Origin of the sequence: Devosia sp. UYZn731 (assembly GCF_040546795.1) — a bacterium.
In the GTDB taxonomy this organism is placed as follows: Bacteria; Pseudomonadota; Alphaproteobacteria; order Rhizobiales; family Devosiaceae; genus Devosia.
The window spans coordinates 366,354-385,870 of the sequence record NZ_JBEPOL010000006.1; the positions used below are offsets into that span (position 1 = coordinate 366,354).

The window sequence follows — 19,517 nt, forward strand, 5'->3', positions numbered from 1 at the left end:
GCATGACCTCCAAAACAGTCGCTCCACGCTCGCGCAACTCGATTGACGGGTGGCGCTGGTTCGGCCGCATCTTCCTCGTGCTGATGCTGCTGTACACCGCTCTGCCGATGGTCTGGATGTTGCTGACGTCGATCAAGTCCGGCTTTGCTGCCATGCAATTTCCGCCGCAGTGGTGGCCCAGGGAGCCGACCCTTGCGAGCTATACCAAGCTGCTCGATCCGACCAACAGCGTCGGACAGGACTTCCTGCGCTTCTTCTGGAACAGCATATATGTCTCCACTGTCACCACGATCCTGTCGGTCATCGTGGCCGTACCGGCGGCCTATGCGTTCTCCAGGTTCACCTTCCCGGGGCGCAAGTTCCTGTTTTTCGCCGTGCTGCTGCGCAACATGTTTCCGGCGGTGATTTTCCTCGTCCCGCTGTTCATCCTGATGCGTTTTCTTGGCCTCGTGAACACCCACGGCTCGCTGATCCTGACCTATCTCACCTTCGGCCTGCCGCTGGCGATCTGGCTGCTCAAGGGGTTCTACGACAACATCCCCGTCCAACTCGAACAGGCCGCCCGCATCGACGGCGCGACCCGTTTCAAGGCCTTCGTGCTGATCGTGATGCCGCTCTCGGTGCCAGGCATCATCGCGACGTCGATCTACTCCTTCATCGGGGCCTGGAATGAATACATTTTCGCTTACACGTTCCTCAACAAGAACGATCAACTGACCCTGCCGGTCGGCATTCAGCGCTTTTTCTCCGAGAACACCACCGACTTCCCCGGACTGATGGCGGCCAGCTTCATCATGAGCGTGCCCGTCGTCGTGCTCTTCCTTGTGCTCCAGCGCTATTTCGTACGTGCCCTCACCGAAGGCGCCGTCAAACACTAAAGGTTGGTTTCATGGCCCACGTGGTCCTTAAAGATCTGGTCAAGACCTACGGCGACTTCAAAGCTGTCAATGACGTGTCATTCACCGTCGAAGACGGCGAGTTTGTAGCCCTGGTCGGTCCTTCCGGATGCGGAAAAACGACGACGCTCAACCTGATCGCCGGATTGATCCCGATCACCTCGGGGGAAATCGCGATCGGCGAGCGGGTGGTCAACAATCTCGACCCCAAAGACCGTGACATCGCCATGGTGTTCCAGAACTATGCGCTCTATCCGCAAAAGACGGTCTTCCAGAACCTGGCTTTCCCGTTGCAGATGCGCAAGCTGCCGTCCGCGGAGATCGACCGGAAAGTCCGGGAAGCGGCGCGCGTGCTGGACATGACGCAACTGCTTGATCGCAAGCCGCGCGAACTATCAGGTGGACAGCAACAACGCGTGGCCCTTGGACGCGCTTTGGTGCGCGATCCGGCGGTGTTTCTCATGGATGAGCCGCTCTCCAACCTCGACGCGAAACTGCGGGTGCAGATGCGCTCGGAGATCAAGCGGTTTCACCAGGACCTCAAGGCCACCATCGTCTACGTCACGCATGACCAGTTGGAAGCCGTGACCATGGCCGACAAGATGGCCGTGATGAATGGCGGTTTCCTGCAGCAATACGACTCGCCGGCCCAGGTCTTCGCCCATCCCGTCAACATGTTCGTCGCCAGCTTTATCGGCAGCCCGGCGATGAGCCTCATTCCCCTGGAAGCCTCCACCGCAAACGGCAACCCGGTGCTGCTGGGTGCGGAAGGCTGGACCATGGAACTGTCGCCTCGCAACGCCAGAAGGGTGCAGAGCGCCAGCACGAAAAAAGTCGTGCTTGGGGCGCGCCATTCCACGATCAAGTTGCATAAGCAGGCAGTCCCCGGCGCCGTTCCGGCGCGCGCCTATACGGTTGAGCCGACGGGTGACGTGACCTTCGTGCAGGCGCTGTTGTCCGGCGCCATCGTCAACATCAGCGTGCCCCCGTCGGTGATCGTGGCGCCAGACGAGACCATCTGGCTCGAGTTCGCTCAAGACAGCATCTACCTATTCGATGGTGCAACAGAAATGGCGCTCGACGCAGAATGAGCGGCCGTGGCGCCGATGCTCCCTTTAACCGAGGTTTGACATGACCCAGTCCAATGACATTACGCGACCGCCAAAAGAGATGATCGACGCGCTTAAGGAAATTGGCGCCGCGACTGTCGCCGGCACCCTTGGACATATGGGTTTCCGCAACCCGCACATGGTCGGCCCGGTCGCGCAGAACCGTGGGCGCTCGATCGTCGGGCCGGCGCTGACACTGCAATTCCTGCCCCAGCGGCCCGATCTGTTCAACGAAGGCGAATACGCCGATCCCGAGACGCAGTTGCATCGGCACGTGCTGTATCATGCGCAGGAGGGGGACGTTGTCGTCGTCGATGCGCGTGGCGACATGAGTTCGGGCGTGTTCGGCGATATGATGTCGACCTACTTCAAGGGCCGTGGCGGCGCCGGCATCGTGATCGACGGGTGCATGCGCGACCGGCCCAATGTGGACAAACTCGATCTGCCGACTTGGCTGCGCGGGTGGACGGGCAACTATCACGTCCAGACCAGCATCTATCCGAACGCCGTCAACGTACCGATTGCCTGCGGCGGCGTCACGGTTATTCCCGGCGACATCATCGTGGCGGACGACGACGGGGTTTGCGTGCTTCCAGTCGCCATGGCGCAGGCCGTGATCGACGAGGCTCAGAAGCACCACGAGTGGGAAGAATTCTCGCGTATCAAGCTGATGGAGGGCGCACCGTTGCAACGATACTACCCGCTCCACCCCGATGCCAACGATGAGTACCAGGCCTGGAGGAAGGCCAACGGGATTTCCTGACGGCGGGAGCCCCTGCCAAATATCGGCACTCGCCTGAACTGAGGTCGCCCGACATGAGCCTTATCAATTATCTGACCACCATCGAGTTCGGCGCGGGCGTCCTCGACACGCTGCCCCAGCATCTTCAGGCACTCGGTATCACCCGTCCATTGCTGGTCAGCGATCACGGACTCGCAGGCACTGGAGTGGTCGAGCGGGTGCGCACGCTTTGCCCGGCGGGCACCCCGGTTTTTCTCGACGTGCCATCCAACCCCACCGAGGAGGCTGTGGTCGCTGCCGCGGCGATGTTTGAAGCCGAGGCCTGTGAAGGGATCGTGGCATTGGGGGGTGGCTCGCCAATCGACTTGGCCAAAGGTGTCGCCTTGCTGGCCAGCCATCCCGGCCCCCTGGAGCAATATGCCATGATCCTGGGGGGATTGGACCGCATCACGGCCAGTGTCGCGCCGGTCATCGCCATCCCGACGACGGCAGGCACCGGCGCCGAGGTTGGCCGCGCGGCGCTGCTGACCCTGCCGGACGGGCGCAAGCTGGGCTTCATCAGCCCGCACCTGATCCCCCGCCGGGCGATTTGCGACCCTGAACTCACGCTTGGCCTGCCGCCCAAACTGACGGCCGCTACCGGACTTGATGCCTTCTCGCACTGCGTCGAGACGCTGTTCTCCCCGCGCTACAATCCCCCGGCGGAAGCCATTGCGCTCGATGGTGCGGGCCGTATCTGGCGCGCCATCGAACGCGCGGTCACCCATGGCGGCGATATCGAGGCGCGCACGGAAATGATGATGGGCTCGCTCCAGGGTGGCCTCACCTTCCAGAAGGGATTGGGCGCGGTGCATTCACTGTCTCATGCGCTGGGCGGGCTCAAGGCGGTGTCCCTGCATCACGGCACGCTCAACGCCATCCTCATGCCCGAAGTGCTGCAGTTCAATGCCAGTGCGGCGCCACACAAGCTGGCGCAACTCGCCGCGGCCCTTGGCCTGCCGGCCGACACCGACGTGTCGGAGGTCCTGCGGGCCCTCAATCGACGACTGGATATTCCCGCTGGCTTGCGAACGCTGGGAGTGACCGAGGCCATGCTGGAAACGGTCATCGCCGGCGCCCTGGCCGATCATAGCCACGCAACGAACCCCAGGCCGGTATCGGCAGCGCAGTACCGCGCCATCTTGATGAAGACCATGATCTGAGCCCCCGTCTCTCCGAGCCCTTAGCCTTGCTGCCCGGCAGGGGCAGGGTGCCCAATTGATCAGAACTGCTTCAGTGCGAGGATAGCCCTTTGAAAATCACATCCGTCAGGACCGCGGCAACGAGCGGCCATTGCATGCATCTATGGGTTCGCATCGAGACTGATGCGGGCATTACCGGCCTGGGTGAATGCGTGCATGGCGGCCATCAGGCGATTGCCATTATCCAGCGCGAACTGGCCCACAAACTGATCGGGCGCGATCCGTTCGCCATCGATGCCATCTTCGAGGACCTGCGCCGCAGCCTGGTGTTCGAAGGTGGCTTCGCCGGGGCGCTGATCACCGCGCTCACCGGCATCGAGATCGCGCTGTGGGACCTCAAGGGCAAGGCGCTCAAGGTGCCGATCTACGAGCTGCTGGGTGGCAAGTTCCGCGATGACATCCGCGTCTATTGCGATTGCGAGGTCTCGCCCGGGATGAACATGGGTGAGGTCCAGGCGGTGGTAGACCAGGTGCTGGAGGCCGGCTTCACCGCGCTCAAGGTCGATCTGGATATCCGCGCCTATGGCCACACCGGCAGCGAGACCGGCTGGTACGACAAGGACAAGTTCAACATGACTCCCAACCGCTGGGAGCATGACCGCATGGTGGAACTGGCCGGAATGGTGGTGAAGGCCGCCGGGCCATCGGTGGATGTTGCCGCCGATCTGCATACCAGGCTCGACAAGCACAGCGCCATCCGCCTGGCGCGCGATCTGGAGCCGCTCAAGCTGATGTGGCTCGAAGAGCCGGTGCCGCCTGAGAATATTGACGTGATGGCTGAAATCACGCGCAGCACCTCAACCCCGATCTGCGCTGGTGAGAACCTTTACCTGCGCCATGGCTTCCGCAAGCTGCTTGAGCAGCAGGCAGTCGACATCATCATGCCGGACATTCCGAAATGCGGCGGATTGAGCGAGTGCCGCAAGATTGCCGAGATGGCGGACCTCTACTCGATCCCCTTTGCTCCCCATAACGTATCATCGCCGATCGGCACGATGGCATCGGCTCAGGTGTGCGCGACCGTGCCAAATTTCCTGATTCTTGAGTTCCACTGGTTCAATCGCGACTATTGGTCGACCGTCACTGATGGCGGCGAGATCATCAGGAACGGCAAGATCGCCATGAGCGACCGGCCAGGAATCGGGCTGGAACTCGACGAAGAAGTGGCAGTTGCCCATCAATATCCTGGGACCACATGGTTCCAGTGATGATAACCTGTGAGGCTGGGTCAGCCCCACGCCACTGGCTGCAGCTTCCCGAGCCAGAAGACCGATAACTGCCGCTAATAGAGCGTTTTTCTGTAGTCGATTTCGAGGTCGGCATCGATTAAGCAAGAGACGTCCGAAGCATGTCAAGTCAGGCATCGGACAATGAGCTTGCAGTAACGCGCCGCTTCGAGCAGCGGGATTGAATTGATCAGCACGGCCTGGTGAGGGACAAGTTGGCCCCGATAACCGCAGTTCGGCAGGCGCCGCACGTGCGGCGATGCCTGCCAGCGGGACAGCGTTGTCTCCACGTCCTCGGGTGGAGGCAGTCAAGCGCGAACGACGGATTTCGGGAAGTCGCCTTATCTGGCTCAACGGCCGGAACTGGCGCGTTGTCGAACGGCGACCTCCAACCCCATTGCGGTCGTCCAGATTTGTGCTGGAGATCTAAAAGCGAACGGCTTACTCGCGGGCCCGGCTTGAGCCGGATTTCGATCGACCGGCCGACAACAGGATGTCGCCAGCGTGTCAGTGCTTTGGCACGCGCAGCATGCCGTCCAGAACAACGATCTGGTCGGTCCCTTGCTGCTCATGGCTCATGTTGGCGACAGCATCGTGCGTCCCAACCCACAAATCGTCCGGACGACTGTCGATACCAGTCGAACGATTGAGCGGTGGTATATGTTCGCCCTTTCGATGCCACCGCATCACATCCTTGAGCCAGATGACGGCGGCATTGACCTGCTGTTGCATTGGGTCTTCTCTTCCGCTCTAAACGAATGTTTCGCCCCTGCGAAGCGGCTTGTGGGGATCACGATCGACTGTTCCGCCTGGTCAACGCCAATAGCGCGCCAAAGTCGTTGGTGTGTGCATGTTGCCATAAATGTAGGCCCAGAACTCGGCGCGCCGCTCGGGCGGAACCGTTTGCCAGACTGCATGCACTGCCATCTCGCCTCCGTAGTAAGCGAAGACAAACGGCGCCCGCAGGTCATGGTGAAGGAAGGCGAGGCGCGATCGGGCAGTGACCGGGTCCTGCAGGCCTTGCCCGGCGACGATCGGGACGATCTGGTCCGGCGTCATGCCCTGCTGATGCATCATCCAGGCGGCATTGCAGCGTAGTGCACTGCGCAGGCGCTGCAGTGCGACGCCCATCTCGTCTTCGGGGCCCTCGAGCCAGTCGAGGAATTCCATACCATTGTCGGCGATCCCCTCAAACAGCGCACTGCTGGCCGAACTGGTGACCACCTGGGCCCCGTCGAGCGGCATGCGGCCATCGGCGACCATTTCCTCGCGCAGCTTCATATGCACCAGGTGACCGGGGAACACTTCGTGCGTCGCCAGGTGCTTCAACGAAAAGCGCGTGTAGGGGAAGTCTAGGTTGAGCAGCACCTGGCGGGCGTGGAAATCGCAATAGGCCGAAAATGGCACCTGGGTGACGCCGACCGGCTCCATCCATTCATTCGCCATGGCGGGAAACATCGTCGCTACTGTGCGGTCGCGGGCCTCGTGGATGAAGTCGCCGAGAACGCTGAGCACCTGGTCGGTCGGCAGGCGGGCCTCGGCCTCGTAGCGGGCAAAATCGTCTTCCAGACTACCGCCGCCATAGCCCAGTACGTCCAGTTTTTCGCGGATGGTGTTGCGATAGCCATCCAGTTCGGCCTGAGGAACCAGCTGGGTTTGCACGCGGATCTGACGGGCCACGCGATCGGCAAAGCTGATATCGCCGCTTTCGAATGTAGTCACCAGCGCGAGCAGTGAATCAATCATTTCGGCGAGGTAGCCGGCCCGCATGGCGCTGTCGGCGTCAGCGGGCAGCCGAGCCTTGAGCGCGTCAAGCTTTGAGCGGGCCTCAACGTAGTCCGCCAGCGCCGTCGGCGTTATTTCGGCCATGGCAACCGGGATCAGGCCTTCCTTGTCGAGAAAGCCATCGCTGCGCGGCGTGCGGCGATACAGGGCGTCGATACCGGCGGTTAGTTCTGCCAGTTCGATATCGATGGTCATTGCCAAAACTCCTACTGATGACCGGCTAGCGGCTTGGGATTATACGGGGCTTCGAGCTCGGCAACGTCTTCGGCGGTGAGGCGAACATCGAGCGCCGCGATGGCGTCATCGAACTGGTACAGCTTGGAAATCCCGATGATCGGAGCGGTGATGGCCGGGCGCGAGGCCACCCATGCATAGGCGATCTGGGCTGGCGGTCGACCATGACGCCCTGCCACGCTGCGCAACGCGGCGACCACAGCGTCGTCCTGCGCCTTGGAGCGATCATAGAGCGCCGAGGCGGTCTTGTCGGTCTGGCCGCGGGTGGTGTCGCTCGCGGCGCGGGCCGCCAGGCGACCACGGGCCAGCGGGCTCCAGGGAATGACGCCAATGCCTTCGGACAGGCAAAGCGGCAGCATTTCGCGCTCTTCCTCGCGATAGATCAGGTTGTAATGCGGCTGCATCGACACGAAAGGCGCCCACCCATTGGCGCGCTGTAGGCCGAGCGCCTTCATGAACTGCCAGGCATGCATCGAGGACGCGCCGAGATAACGCACCTTGCCGGCTCGCACCACGTCGTTGAGCGCATCCAACGTCTCGTCGAGCGGCGTGTCATAGTCGAAGCGATGCAACTGGTAGAGATCGATATAGTCGGTGCCCAGCCGCTTGAGGCTCCCATCGACAGCCTCGAAGATATGCTTGCGCGACAGGCCCCGATCGTTGGGGTCCTGGCTCATCGGATTGTAGAGTTTGGTGGCCAGGACCAGCTTGTGGCGGGGCACGCCGGACAGCGCTTTGGCGACCACTTCCTCGCTGGCGCCAGCCGAATACATGTCCGCCATGTCGAAGAAATTGATGCCCAACTCCAGCGCCTTAGCGATGATCGGACGTGAGGCCGCCTCGTCGAGCACCCACGCTGCCCATTGCGGCGAGCCGAAGGTCATGCAGCCCAGCGCCAGTCGAGAAACTTTCAGGCCCGTCCGGCCAAGGTTGATATAGTCCATTAGTACACGTAACTCCGCAATTGTCGCAGGTCTATGGATTCCAATGCCTTGAGAATGCCGGTGAACACCGCGTTTTCAGTCATTATCTGCACATAAAAGCGCCGGATGCAAACTATGTACAAAAAATTCTCATGCCTCTTGCCGTATGCATTTCTCGTCGCTACGGTTGGTGTATCAACTTGGTAGTACACATGTTTGCGATAGACGCGTCCAGCATCGACAAATCGCTCCCAGTGCCGGTGGGGACGCAGCTGCATGGCCTGCTGAGTTACATGCTCGCCTTCAGCGACATGCCCTACGGCACCAAGCTGCAGTCGGTGCGCCAGCTGGCTGCCGATATCGGCATCGCGCCCATGACGGTTAGCCAGGTCTACCAGCAGTTGCGCGACGAGGGCCTGATCGAGGTCCGGGCTGGTCTGGGCGCATTCACGGCCCGCGATCCCGGCAAGGTTCCCGAGGATCGGCACCCGATCAATGCATTGCGCGGTGATATCGATTCCATCATCGGCAAGGCCGAGAGCCTGGGCGTATCACCCATGGCGCTGGTGTCGATGATCAATGCGCGGGCGCACATGCGCCGTCCCTCGGTCGGGCTCGGCATTGTCTTCGTCTGTATCTTCGAGGGCCCGGGTCGCGACTATGTTGAACAGGCCCGGCGCGCGCTTGGGCCAAGCGATACCATCGACTTGGTGACCATCGACGCCATTCGAACAAGTGGTCCTGAGCGTCAGGCCTGCATTGCGGCCGATCTGGTGGTGACCTTCAGCCACCGCGAGGCCGAGGTGCGCTCGCTGGTGAGCGGCGCCGATGTCCTGGGTCTCCGCATGCTGCCATCACAGCGCACAAGACAGAACCTGGCAGGGCTTGATTCACGGGCTCGCGTGGCAGCGGTGACCCATTTCCAGGACTATATCGCGATCATGCGACCCAGCGTTCGCGAGTTTGCGCCGCATGTCTCTGACATTCGCGTCACCTGGTCCTCGGCGCCCGATCTGGCAGAGATCATCAACTCATGTGATGCAGTGGTCTACGCCACCGGCGCCGATCACATCATCCAGCTCGCGCCTCCCAATGTGCAGTGTTTCGAATATCGCCATGCGCTCGATCCGAGCGCTCTCGAAATCATTTTGGCGCCCCGTCTTGCCGAGCTTCGACAGGCCAAGGCCGGCCAGGATGTGGACCGCATAACTGCGTAGTGCATCTTCTAATCAAGGGAACAGGGAATGAAGAAACTAATATTGGCCACCACAGCGCTCGTCGCCTTGGGTTTTATGCCAGCACAGGCCGTCTTCGCGCAGGATAACACATTGGTTGTGGGGACCGATGTGGATGCCGGTACGCTTGACCCGCGCTTAACCCGTGACACGACCGCGTCGCGCACCGCTGACCTGATCTATGCGGGCCTGGTGCACATCACGCCGAGCCTGGAAGCCGTCCCGGACCTCGCCGAAAGCTGGGAAAATCCCGACCCGCAGACCTTTATCTTCAAGCTGCGTCCAAACCTGACCTTTTCCGACGGCAGCCCGCTGACCGCCGATGACGTGGCGTTCACCTATACCACGCTGACCAACCCAGACTTCAACGCTCCGGCGCGCGCGCTCTATTCCCCGATCACTGCCGTCGAGGCCATTGATCCGCTCACCGTCAAATTCACGCTGAACGCGCCTTATGCGCCGCTCCTGAGCTATCTCGACGTCGGCATTGTGCCCAAGAAGTTGGTCGAAGGCGGTACCGATATCGCCCTACACCCGGTCGGCGCCGGCCCAATGAAGCTGGTGTCGTGGAACCGCGGCAGCGAGATCGTGCTCGAGGCCAATGACGCCTACTGGCGCGGCGCACCGACTATGGACAACGTCACCATCCGCATCATCGGCGACAATTCCGCCCGCTCGCAGGCCTTCGAGGCCGGCGATCTGGACGTTATCCAGTCGCCGCTGGCGCCGCAGGACATCGAGCGCCTGGCTGCCGATGATCGCTTCGGCCATGTCATCATGGCTGGCCTTGGGGTGAACTACATCAACTTCAACACCAAGGACCCGCTGCTTGCCGACCCCAAGATGCGGCAGGCCTTTTCGATGCTGATCGACCAGGAAACCATCGTCAACGACATCTATCAGGGCGTTGACCAGGTCGCCCACTCGATCATCCTGCCCTCGTCCTGGGCCTATTCCGACACCATCAAGCAGCCCACCTTGAACACCGAAGGCGCCGTTGCCCTGTTCAACGAACTCGGCTGGACTGACAGCAATGGCGACGGCATTCTCGATAAGGACGGCGCCGACTTGGCGGTGACGCTGGCCACCCACAGCGAAGACGCCAACCGCGTGCAGACCATCGAGTTCATGCAGGCGATGTTTGAAGCCGCCGGCGTCAAGGCCACCGCCCAGATAACCGACTGGCCGAGCTTTTCGACCAATTATGTGCAGCAGTCCAAGCACCAGATCGCGCTGCTCGGCTGGCTCAACATCGTCGATCCCGATCGCCTTATGTTTGCGCAGCTGACCACCGGCGGCTCGACTAACTGGGGCGGCTATTCCAATCCCGAAGTCGATGCCCTGCTGCAGGAAGGCCGTTCGACACTCGATCAGGCTGGCCGCGCCGCCGCCTACCAGAAGGCTGCGACGATCTTGGCCCAGGATCTGCCCTATTACATCATCTCCGCCCAAGGCTATCAAATGTTCTACGCCAAGGATTTGCCGGTCGAGGTCCAGGCCACGCCGCGCGGCAATCTGCGCGGACTGATCGGATTCACCGACTAACCTGACCCACTGACCGGCCGGAGCCGACGGTTCTGGCCGGTATTTCTTCCGGGGAGTGTTGAGATGAGTTTTACCCAGCGCCTGGGCACGGATTTCTACGTCAGGGTCCACCGCGATATCCGCACAAGGATGGCCGCCAGCGGCGTCGATCTGCTGCTGCTCGATAGCAATGACGATGTCATCTACACGACCGGCTTTTCTCACTATACGACCGAGCGCCCGGTGGTCTTCGCCATCACCCAGGATGGCGCCTGGCTCCTCATCCCCAAACTCGAGGAGAGTCACGCCGCGCATCAGGATATCGCGGCCGAGCCGATCGTCTATTTCGAGTTTCCCGGTATCGACCCGGCCTTTGCTGTGCTTGGTCGGGCTTTGCCTCAGGCAAATGGCACAGTGGGCCACAGCCCCGCCATCTCTGCCGCCCGCATTCCTCAGATCCAGGCGGCGTTTCCAAATGCGAGGGTCGTGCCCAGCAATATCGTGCAGCAGATGCGGCTACGCAAATATCCCGAAGAGATCGTGATGCACCGCGAAGCGTCGCGCATCTCCGATGAAATGGTGATCGCCGGCGTTGGGCTGATCCGTGAGGCCATGCGCTCGGGCGGAACTTTGCCTTCAGAGATCGAAATCGAATCCTTCGTTTCGCGCCATGCCATGAAGATCATGTTCGACGAGCATGACGACCAGATGCTGGTCCAGGGCCTGGCCTCGGGCCTGGTCTATTCCGGTCCGCGTTCGGCCTATCCCCACGGCATGCCGACCGGCCATCCGGTCAAGCGCGGCGAAAGCATCATTCTCTCGCTTGGATGCCGCGTCGGCGGCCGTGCAGCCGAGAGCGAACGCACGTTGTTCATCGGCGAGCCGAGCAAGGAGCAGGAAGGTCACTATGCTGTGGCCTATGAAGCCCAGCGCATGGCGACGGCCGCGCTAATCGCCGGCCATACCTGTGCCTCGGCAGATAATCTGGCGCTGCAATTCATCCGCGACAGCGGCATGGAGGAATATCTGCTGCACCGCGTCGGGCACGGCATGGGCATTATGTTCCACGAGGCTCCCTGGGTCGAAGGGGGCGACCAGACCATTCTGGAGCCCGGAATGATCACCTCGTCGGAGCCGGCGATCTTCGTGCATGGCTTTGCCGGCTATCGCATTGCCGACACCGTACTAATCACGGAGCTGGGGCCAGACAGCATGACCCACTATCCCCGCCGGCTCGCCGACGTGGTCATTGCCTGATGGCTTTCCTGCAGCGGCTCGGTCCTGAATTCTACGACAAGGTACAGCGCGATATCCGCGCGCGCATGGCGGCGGATGGCATCGACATGCTGCTGCTCGATGCAGCCGATGACGTGCTCTACACGACCGGCTTCGCTTTCCGCCCCAACGAGCGGCCCATCGCCCTGGCGCTCACTGCCCAGTCGGCCTTTCTGCTCATCCCCGAGCTGGAACGCGACTATGCGCTGAGCCAGAATGCTGCGGCCGACAGCGTGGTCTATTTCGAGTTCCCCGGCGTCGACAGGCCCTTCGACGTGCTGGCACGGGCCACGGGACCGATCCGGGGCACGATCGGGCATGGCTTTGGCATGTCGGTCGGGCGGGCGACGGAACTGGCCGCGACTTATCCGCAAGCCCGGATTGTTGCGACAGGCATGGTCAGCACGATGCGGCAGATCAAATATTCCGAAGAGGTCCGGCTGCACCGCGAGGCGGCGCGGATTTCGGACGCTATGGTCGCCTCAGGGGTGGACCTCGTGACCCAGGCCTTTCGCACGGGCAAGCCGCTGCCGAGCGAAATCGAACTGGAACGTCATGTCGTCCGCCATGCGCTCGATATGATGGCCAATGAGCACGAGGATGTGCTCCATCTCGCAACGCTGGCAGGCGGTCTGATCAATGGCGGGGTCAAATCGGCCTTTCCGCATGGCATCGAGAGCGCTCGTCGCCTTGAGCCCAACGAGATATTCATCCTGTCGCTTGGCTGCCGGGTCGGCGGCCGGGCGTCCGAAAGCGAGCGCACGTTCGTTCTGGGCGAACCGAGCCGGGAGCACGAGACCTATTATCGTATCGCCCAGGAAGGCCAGCGGATCGGCACGGCGGGGCTGATCGCCGGCCAGACCTGCGCCTCGGCCGATATTGCAGCGCTGAACTACCTGCATGGCGCCGGCATGACCCCCTACGTCAAGCATCGCGTCGGCCATGGCATGGGCGTGGCGTTCCACGAAAGTCCATGGGTTGAAGCCGGTGACCAGACCGTGCTGCAGGCCGGCATGGTCTGTTCCAGCGAACCCGGGCTTTATGTGCCCGGCGTCGGCGGTTTCCGCCTGGCCGATACGGTGTTGGTGACACAAGACGGGCCGGAGAGCCTCACTCTATATCCCCGCGACTTTGACGCGATCGTGCTCGGATGAGGCACGCCCCCATCCGACAGACCCCAGTCAAGGAAAGGAGCTGACGCTATGCTTGCCTATGTCCTACGCCGGCTTCTGCTGCTCATCCCGATGGCCATTGGCATGGTGATCGTGACCTTTTGTCTGCTGCTGATCATCCCGGGCGATCCTGCGGCGGTGCTTTTGGGCCAGGACGCGACGCCCGAAGCCATCCTCAACCTGCGCAATAGTCTCGGGCTGAATGATCCCTGGTATATCCGCCTGTTCGACTATTTCGCCGCGCTGTTGCGGGGCGATATGGGCCGCTCGATCTTCCAGAACCAGGCGGTTTCCGAGATCATCATGGGCCGCCTCGGGGCAACCATCGAACTGGCTGTGGTCGCGCTGATCCTTGCCACTATCATAGGGCTGACGCTGGGCGTCGTGGCGGCCATCCGCCAAGGCTCCTGGATCGATACCGTGACCATGCTGTTCGCCCAGATCGGCGTTTCCATGCCGGTCTATTGGCTCGGTCTGCTGCTGATGCTGCTGTTCGCCGTGCAACTGGGCTGGCTGCCGGCCATCGGCCGCGGCGTTCCGCTGCCGGAAGCCTTCCTTGCTGCCATCACCGGCCGTCCGCAGGTCTTGTGGGATTCCCTGACCCATCTGGCGCTTCCCGCTCTGGCGCTCGCCGCCAATTCGGCCGCCATCATCTCACGTCTCGTGCGGGCCTCCATGCTCGAAGTGCTGCGCGAAGACTTCGTGCGCACCGCCTATTCCAAAGGCCTGCGGCAGGGCAGGGTGGTGATCCGCCACGCCTTGCGCAATGCACTGCTGCCAGTGCTCAGCGTCATCGGCCTGCGCTTTGGTGCGCTGCTGGGTGGCGCTGTGCTGACCGAATCCATCTTCGCCTGGCCGGGTCTGGGCCAGCTGACCATTGCCGCCATCTCTCAACGCGATCTGCCGCTGATCCAGGGCATCGTGCTGACCTTCGCAATCGTCTTCGCGCTGGTGAACCTTGTGGTCGATCTTCTATATGCCGCGGTCGATCCGCGCATCCGGCTCGGGTGATGTCCATGCGTTTGCCCAAAGCCCTCACCAATACCTCGCTGGTCGTCGGTGCGCTGATCTCGTTAACCATCATCCTGCTGGCAATCTTTGCTCCCTATGTCTCGACGCACGGCATCGAGCAGATGGACATGCGCAACCGCTTCGAGGGGCCGACCCTCGAGCATATCCTGGGCACCGACAATTTTGGACGCGACCTCTGGTCCCGCCTGGTGTTCGGCGCCCGTATCTCGCTGACCATTGCCGTCATCTCTGTCGGCGTCTCGGCGGTTATCGGCACCACGGTCGGTCTCGTCGCCGGCTATTTCGGAGGCTGGGTCGACCTGGTCCTGATGCGCATCACCGACATTTTCCTTGGCTTCCCGGCCATCGTTCTGGCTCTCGCCATAGTCGCGGTGCTCGGGCCTGGCATCATGAACGTGTCGCTGGCGATCATCGTCGTGGCCTGGACCGAATATGCCCGTGTCGTTCGCTCGACCACGCTCGTGTTGCGCGAACAGAATTATGTGCAGGCGGCTCGCGCCATCGGCGCCAGTCCGGTCCGGATACTCTTCAAGGAAATCCTGCCCAATGCCATCGGCCCGATCATCGTACTGGCCTCGCTGGGCCTGGGCACGGCGATTATCTCGGAATCGGCGCTGAGCTTCCTCGGCTTCGGCCTGCCGCCACCGGCGCCGACCTGGGGCTGGACGCTCTCCTACGGCACCCGTTTCATGCGTGACGCGCCGTGGCTCTCCATCATCTCGGGCGCGACCATCATGGTCACCGTGCTCGGTTTCAATCTCCTCGGCGATGGATTGCGGGACGTTCTTGATCCCCGCCAGCTGTCCCGCGGCGGGGCAAAGGCCGGAAAGGCCAAATAACCTAAAGGAATATCTCTATGGTCAAGACCATCAACCAGCTTCGGCCCAAGTTCACTACCAATGCCGACGGCAGTGATGCGGTGCTGTTCATCCATGAACTGGTGGGCGAGGAGGATGGCCCGACCATCGGCATTTCGGCCTCGATCCACGGCAACGAGAACACCGGCAGCCAAGCCATTCTCGAGATGTTCCATCTGCTCAAGGACATGCCGCTCAAGGGCCGTATCCTGCTGCTGCCGGTCGCAAATCCCTCGGCTTTTGCCGTCAACGAGCGCTACGCTACCATCGACAAGGTCGATCTCAACCGCCAGTTCCCGGGCAATCCCAAGGGCACCTACAGCCAGCAGCTGGCCCATGCGCTGACGCAGGAATATCTCAACGTCATCGACGTCCATATCGACCTGCATTCGGGCACCGATCGCCCGACGGTCGACTATGTCTATATCTGGAACGACGAAAAGCTGTCGCGTGCCTTTGGCTCCAAGCTGCTGTACCGCCCGGTCGAGAACAAGCAGGGAACGGTGTTTGGCGGCACCACCAAGTCGGTGACTATAGACACCCGCAACATCCCGGTCGCGGTGATCGAGCTGGGCGGCGGCATTGTCGACCAGTCGCCCTATATCAAGCGCACTGTCGACGGCGTGCTCAACATGCTCAAGGTCACTGGTTCGATCCCCGGCGAGCCGTGGGACAATCCCAAACAGATCGTCGTCACCGAACTGGCCGGCATTCGCCCCACCCAGGGCGGTTTCATTGAGCCGCTGTGCCCCCCCAATGGTGAGACCATCCCCGGCGACCGACTGCTCGGCCGCGTCGTCAGCCCGTATAATTTCGAAGTGCTGGAGGAGATCAAGACCCCGTTCAAGAACGGCGTGATGATCATGCAGCATCTCACCCGCAACGTGGTGCAGAGTGGCGACTATGCCTTCATGGTCGGCAATCTGGACGGCGCAACCGACTGATTTCAACAATTGCCGGCCCGACCCCTCACGACCCGGCATGCGGAGACGATGGCGATGAGCCAAACAACGACGGACACTCAAGCGCCGATCCTGGCGGTTTTTGATCTCGAAATCGAGATAAGAGGCGCGCAGGGCTCGTTCGCTGTCGTCTCCGACATGAGCTTTGAGGTGCATGCCGGGGAAACCCTCTGCATCGTCGGCGAGAGCGGTTGCGGCAAATCCATGACGGCACTGTCGCTGCTGCGCCTGCTGCCCGATGCCGCCAGCATTTCCGGTGGCAGGATCTTGATCGATGGCGAGGATTTCCTGGCCATGAATCAGCGCCAGGTCGAAGACTTCAGGGGCGAAAAGATCGCCATGATCTTCCAGGAGCCGCTGACCGCGCTCAATCCGGTGCTCCGTATCGGCGAGCAGATTGCCGAATCCGTGCGTCAGCACCGCAGGTGCAGCCGCAAGGAAGCCGACCAACGCGCGGTGGACGTGCTGCGCATGGTGCAGATGCCCGATCCCGAGCGACGCACCACGCAATTTCCCCACGAGCTTTCAGGTGGCATGCGCCAGCGCGCCATGATTGCACTGGCGCTTGCCTGCGATCCCAAGATCATCATCGCCGATGAGCCCACCACGGCGCTCGACGTCACCATCCAGGCGCAGATCCTGGGACTGATTTCTGATTTGCAGAGGCGGCTGGGTACGGCCCAAATTCTGATCACCCACGATCTGGGCGTGGTCTCGGAAGTCGCCGACCGGGTTATCGTCATGTATGCCGGCCGCAAGGTCGAGGAAGCCTCGATCTATGACCTCTTCGACCGGCCGTTCCACCCGTATACGATCGGCTTGATGGGCGCGGTGCCCGGCCGCGGCGCATCGAGCCAGGCGGGTGACCGGCTAGCCGATATCGCCGGCACCGTGCCGCCGCTGTGGGAGCTGCCCAAGGGCTGTGCCTTCGCGCCACGCTGCCCGGGTGCCTCGGCGCGCTGCCTCGAAGAGCGCCCGCCCTTTACCGAAAAACGCCCCGGCCATTGGGTCGCCTGCTGGGAGCACGACGATGCAGTCTGATGCCACGCCACTGCTCAGCGTCGATAACCTCGAAGTTCATTTCCCCATTCGCGCCGGCGTGCTCCAGCGCCAGGTGGGCACGGTCAAGGCCGTCGATGGCGTCAGCTTTTCACTGGGCCGCGGCGAAACGCTGAGCCTCGTCGGCGAAAGCGGCTGCGGCAAGACCACCACTGGTCTTGCCCTGATGGGTCTGGTCAAGCCGACCGGCGGGCAGGTCCGCTTCGACGGGCATGAGATCAAGGGCTTCAATCGCACCGCTCTCAAGAGCTATCGCCGGCGCATGCAGATCGTCTTCCAGGATCCTTTCTCCTCGCTCAATCCGCGCCACCGAGTGAAGGACATCATCCGCGCGCCACTCGACGTGCACAAGATCGGCACGCCGGCCGACCGCGACGACCGCGTCGCCGAACTGATGCAGCGCGTAGGCCTGCGCTCCGACCAGGCCGACAATTTTGCCCACCAGTTCTCGGGCGGCCAGCGCCAGCGAATCGGCATTGCAAGGGCACTTGCGCTCAGCCCCGACGTCATCGTCTGCGACGAGCCGGTTTCGGCGCTCGACGTTTCGGTGCAGGCGCAAATTCTGAACCTGCTCAGCGACCTGCAGCGCGATCTCGGTGTGTCCTATCTCTCGATCTCGCACGACCTGGGCGTGGTGGAATTCATCTCCCACCGCGTGGCGGTGATGTATCTCGGCAAGATTGTCGAGATCGCGCCCAAGACGCGCATCTTCGCCGATCCAGGCCATCCCTATACCGAGCTGCTGATGCGCTCGGCACCGTCGCGCGATCCGCGCAATCGCCACAAGTTTTCTGCCACCAGTGACGATATCCCGAGCGCCACGCGCAAGCCTTCCGGCTGCCCGTTTAATCCACGTTGCCCCCTGGCAACCGACATCTGCAAGCAGGTCGAGCCCCAGTTGACCGCCCGCGACGGCGGCGCCTTGGTTGCCTGCCACAATCGTTGAGACAAACCATGACCACCTCTTATCTGTTCACCGGCGGCCGCATTCTCGACGCCGAGGCCGGCACGCTGCGCGACGGTCTGGACGTCCTCGTTTCGGGCGACAGGATTGTCGCCGTGGGCACCGCTCTCGACATTCCTGCCGATGCCAGGACGATAGATCTAGCCGGCCGCACACTGATGCCCGGTCTGATCGACTGCCATGTCCATGTCGTTGCTGAAACGCTCGACCTCTGGGGTAACATGACTGCGCCCGCCTCGCTGTCGGCGCTGCGCTCGGCGCGCGTCATGACCGAAGCCTTGCAGCGAGGCTTCACCACGTTGCGTGATCTCGGTGGCGCTGACTACGGCCTGGTTCGTGCGGTCAATGAAGGCCTGCTCGACGGCCCGCGCCTGGTTATCTGCGGCAAGGGGCTGACCACGACCGGCGGCCATGCCGACCTGCGTCCTCGCACCGATGACCGGCCGGGCCTGCTCTCGGACCGCCTGGGCTCGATGGGCCTGATCGTCGATGGCGTCGATAACGTCCGTGCGGCTTGCCGAACCATGATAAAGGAGGGCGCCAATTTCATCAAGGTGATGGCTAATGGCGGCGTGTCCTCGCCAAATGATCCCATCCACTCGATCCAGTATTCGCGCGAGGAAATTCTTGCCATGGTCGAGGAGGCCGAGAACGCTGGCCTCTATGTCTCGGCCCATGTCTATACCGACCAGGCCATCGCCCGCTGCGTCGAACTGGGTGTGCATTCCCTGGAGCATTGCAACCTGATCGAGCCCGAGACGGCGCGGCTGGCGGCGGCAAAGGGCTGCATCGCGGTGCCGACGCTGGTGGCCTATGACGCGCTGGCCATCGAGGGCGAGGCTCTGGGTCTCGGCGCGGCAGAATTCGCCAAGATCGAAGTGGTGCGCAGCGGTGGTCTGCGCTCGCTCGAGGTAATGCGCGATGCCGGCCTGCCTATGGCTTTCGGCTCCGACCTGCTGGGCCAGTTGCGCAAGTATCACTGCATGGAATTCGAGCTGCTCGCCAAGGTGCTGACACCAGCCGAGATCATCCGTTCCGCCACCACGATCGGCGCGCGGCTGTGCCGGCTGGAGGGCCAGATTGGCGCGGTCGTTGCAGGAGCCTTTGCCGACCTGCTGGTCGTCGATGGCGACCCGCTTGCCGACATCACCCTGTTGCAGGACGACGGCGCCCACATCCCAACCATCATGGCCAACGGCCGCTTGGTCAAGCACCTGCACTAGCCGGCTTGTCGAGGCCCGGCATTCGCAGCACAAACATCGGTGTGACGCTGGTCGAGCG

At 62.2% G+C, this 19,517-nt stretch carries 18 protein-coding genes; 15 read left to right on the forward strand and 3 right to left on the reverse strand.

Features of this window, described 5'->3' with window-relative positions; translation table 11 throughout:
* Positions 1 to 2: 2 nt before the first annotated feature.
* The 5 genes from ABIB57_RS17125 to ABIB57_RS17145 all read left to right on the forward strand — a co-directional run bounded on the left by ABIB57_RS17125 (position 3) and on the right by ABIB57_RS17145 (position 5,196).
* Positions 3 to 878: a carbohydrate ABC transporter permease gene (locus tag ABIB57_RS17125; RefSeq protein ID WP_502914414.1), complete on the forward strand. Its 876-nt coding sequence runs from the start codon at positions 3 to 5 to the stop codon at positions 876 to 878.
* 11 nt (positions 879 to 889) lie between these two features.
* Positions 890 to 1,987, forward strand: coding sequence for an ABC transporter ATP-binding protein (locus tag ABIB57_RS17130; protein ID WP_354042351.1), 1,098 nt, complete (start codon positions 890 to 892; stop codon positions 1,985 to 1,987).
* 40 nt (positions 1,988 to 2,027) lie between these two features.
* Entirely contained in the window at positions 2,028 to 2,768 is a 741-nt protein-coding gene (locus ABIB57_RS17135; RefSeq protein ID WP_354042352.1) for a ribonuclease activity regulator RraA, read from the forward strand.
* A 53-nt stretch (positions 2,769 to 2,821) separates the two neighbouring features.
* Entirely contained in the window at positions 2,822 to 3,949 is a 1,128-nt protein-coding gene (gbd, locus tag ABIB57_RS17140) for a 4-hydroxybutyrate dehydrogenase (protein WP_354042353.1), read from the forward strand.
* Between the two features lie 89 nt (positions 3,950 to 4,038).
* Positions 4,039 to 5,196 carry a mandelate racemase/muconate lactonizing enzyme family protein gene (locus tag ABIB57_RS17145; protein ID WP_354042355.1) on the forward strand — a complete coding sequence of 386 codons (1,158 nt, stop codon included), beginning with the start codon at positions 4,039 to 4,041 and terminating at the stop codon, positions 5,194 to 5,196.
* A 525-nt stretch (positions 5,197 to 5,721) separates the two neighbouring features.
* On the opposite strand, the gene ABIB57_RS17150 is transcribed toward ABIB57_RS17145, so the two are convergent.
* From ABIB57_RS17150 to ABIB57_RS17160, 3 genes are all read right to left on the reverse strand, one after another.
* Positions 5,722 to 5,946 (reverse strand): hypothetical protein, encoded by a 225-nt coding sequence (locus tag ABIB57_RS17150; protein WP_354042356.1) that lies wholly within the window; start codon positions 5,944 to 5,946, stop codon positions 5,722 to 5,724.
* An 81-nt stretch (positions 5,947 to 6,027) separates the two neighbouring features.
* Entirely contained in the window at positions 6,028 to 7,194 is a 1,167-nt protein-coding gene (locus ABIB57_RS17155) for a hypothetical protein (RefSeq protein WP_354042357.1), read from the reverse strand.
* A gap of 11 nt (positions 7,195 to 7,205) precedes the next feature.
* On the reverse strand, positions 7,206 to 8,177 hold the full coding sequence (locus ABIB57_RS17160) for an aldo/keto reductase (protein ID WP_354042359.1): 972 nt from the start codon (positions 8,175 to 8,177) through the stop codon (positions 7,206 to 7,208).
* A 191-nt stretch (positions 8,178 to 8,368) separates the two neighbouring features.
* On the opposite strand from ABIB57_RS17160, the gene ABIB57_RS17165 reads away from it, so the two are divergent.
* The 10 genes from ABIB57_RS17165 (at position 8,369) to ABIB57_RS17210 (ending at position 19,459) form a co-directional block, all read left to right on the forward strand.
* The gene (locus ABIB57_RS17165) at positions 8,369 to 9,373 is read left to right on the forward strand and encodes a GntR family transcriptional regulator (RefSeq protein ID WP_354042360.1); all 1,005 of its coding nucleotides are present in this window, start codon (positions 8,369 to 8,371) and stop codon (positions 9,371 to 9,373) included.
* Between the two features lie 27 nt (positions 9,374 to 9,400).
* Positions 9,401 to 10,936 (forward strand): ABC transporter substrate-binding protein, encoded by a 1,536-nt coding sequence (locus tag ABIB57_RS17170; RefSeq protein WP_354042361.1) that lies wholly within the window; start codon positions 9,401 to 9,403, stop codon positions 10,934 to 10,936.
* 63 nt (positions 10,937 to 10,999) lie between these two features.
* The gene (locus ABIB57_RS17175; RefSeq protein WP_354042363.1) at positions 11,000 to 12,172 is read left to right on the forward strand and encodes a M24 family metallopeptidase; all 1,173 of its coding nucleotides are present in this window, start codon (positions 11,000 to 11,002) and stop codon (positions 12,170 to 12,172) included.
* Positions 12,172 to 13,344, forward strand: a complete 1,173-nt coding sequence (locus ABIB57_RS17180; RefSeq protein WP_354042364.1) for a M24 family metallopeptidase — start codon at positions 12,172 to 12,174, stop codon at positions 13,342 to 13,344. Before ABIB57_RS17175 ends, ABIB57_RS17180 begins: the two co-directional genes overlap by 1 nt.
* 48 nt (positions 13,345 to 13,392) lie before the next feature.
* Positions 13,393 to 14,373 carry an ABC transporter permease gene (locus ABIB57_RS17185; protein ID WP_354042365.1) on the forward strand — a complete coding sequence of 327 codons (981 nt, stop codon included), beginning with the start codon at positions 13,393 to 13,395 and terminating at the stop codon, positions 14,371 to 14,373.
* Positions 14,374 to 14,378: 5 nt separating this feature from the next.
* The gene (locus ABIB57_RS17190; protein ID WP_354042367.1) at positions 14,379 to 15,233 is read left to right on the forward strand and encodes an ABC transporter permease; all 855 of its coding nucleotides are present in this window, start codon (positions 14,379 to 14,381) and stop codon (positions 15,231 to 15,233) included.
* 17 nt (positions 15,234 to 15,250) lie between these two features.
* Positions 15,251 to 16,195 carry a succinylglutamate desuccinylase/aspartoacylase family protein gene (locus tag ABIB57_RS17195; protein WP_354042368.1) on the forward strand — a complete coding sequence of 315 codons (945 nt, stop codon included), beginning with the start codon at positions 15,251 to 15,253 and terminating at the stop codon, positions 16,193 to 16,195.
* Positions 16,196 to 16,249: 54 nt separating this feature from the next.
* A complete protein-coding gene (locus tag ABIB57_RS17200; RefSeq protein ID WP_354042370.1) occupies positions 16,250 to 17,254 on the forward strand; it encodes an ABC transporter ATP-binding protein in 1,005 nt (334 codons plus the stop codon).
* On the forward strand, positions 17,244 to 18,218 hold the full coding sequence (locus tag ABIB57_RS17205) for an ABC transporter ATP-binding protein (protein WP_354042371.1): 975 nt from the start codon (positions 17,244 to 17,246) through the stop codon (positions 18,216 to 18,218). Before ABIB57_RS17200 ends, ABIB57_RS17205 begins: the two co-directional genes overlap by 11 nt.
* Positions 18,219 to 18,226: 8 nt before the next feature.
* Positions 18,227 to 19,459, forward strand: a complete 1,233-nt coding sequence (locus ABIB57_RS17210; RefSeq protein ID WP_354042372.1) for a metal-dependent hydrolase family protein — start codon at positions 18,227 to 18,229, stop codon at positions 19,457 to 19,459.
* The last annotated feature ends 58 nt before the right edge of the window (positions 19,460 to 19,517 follow it).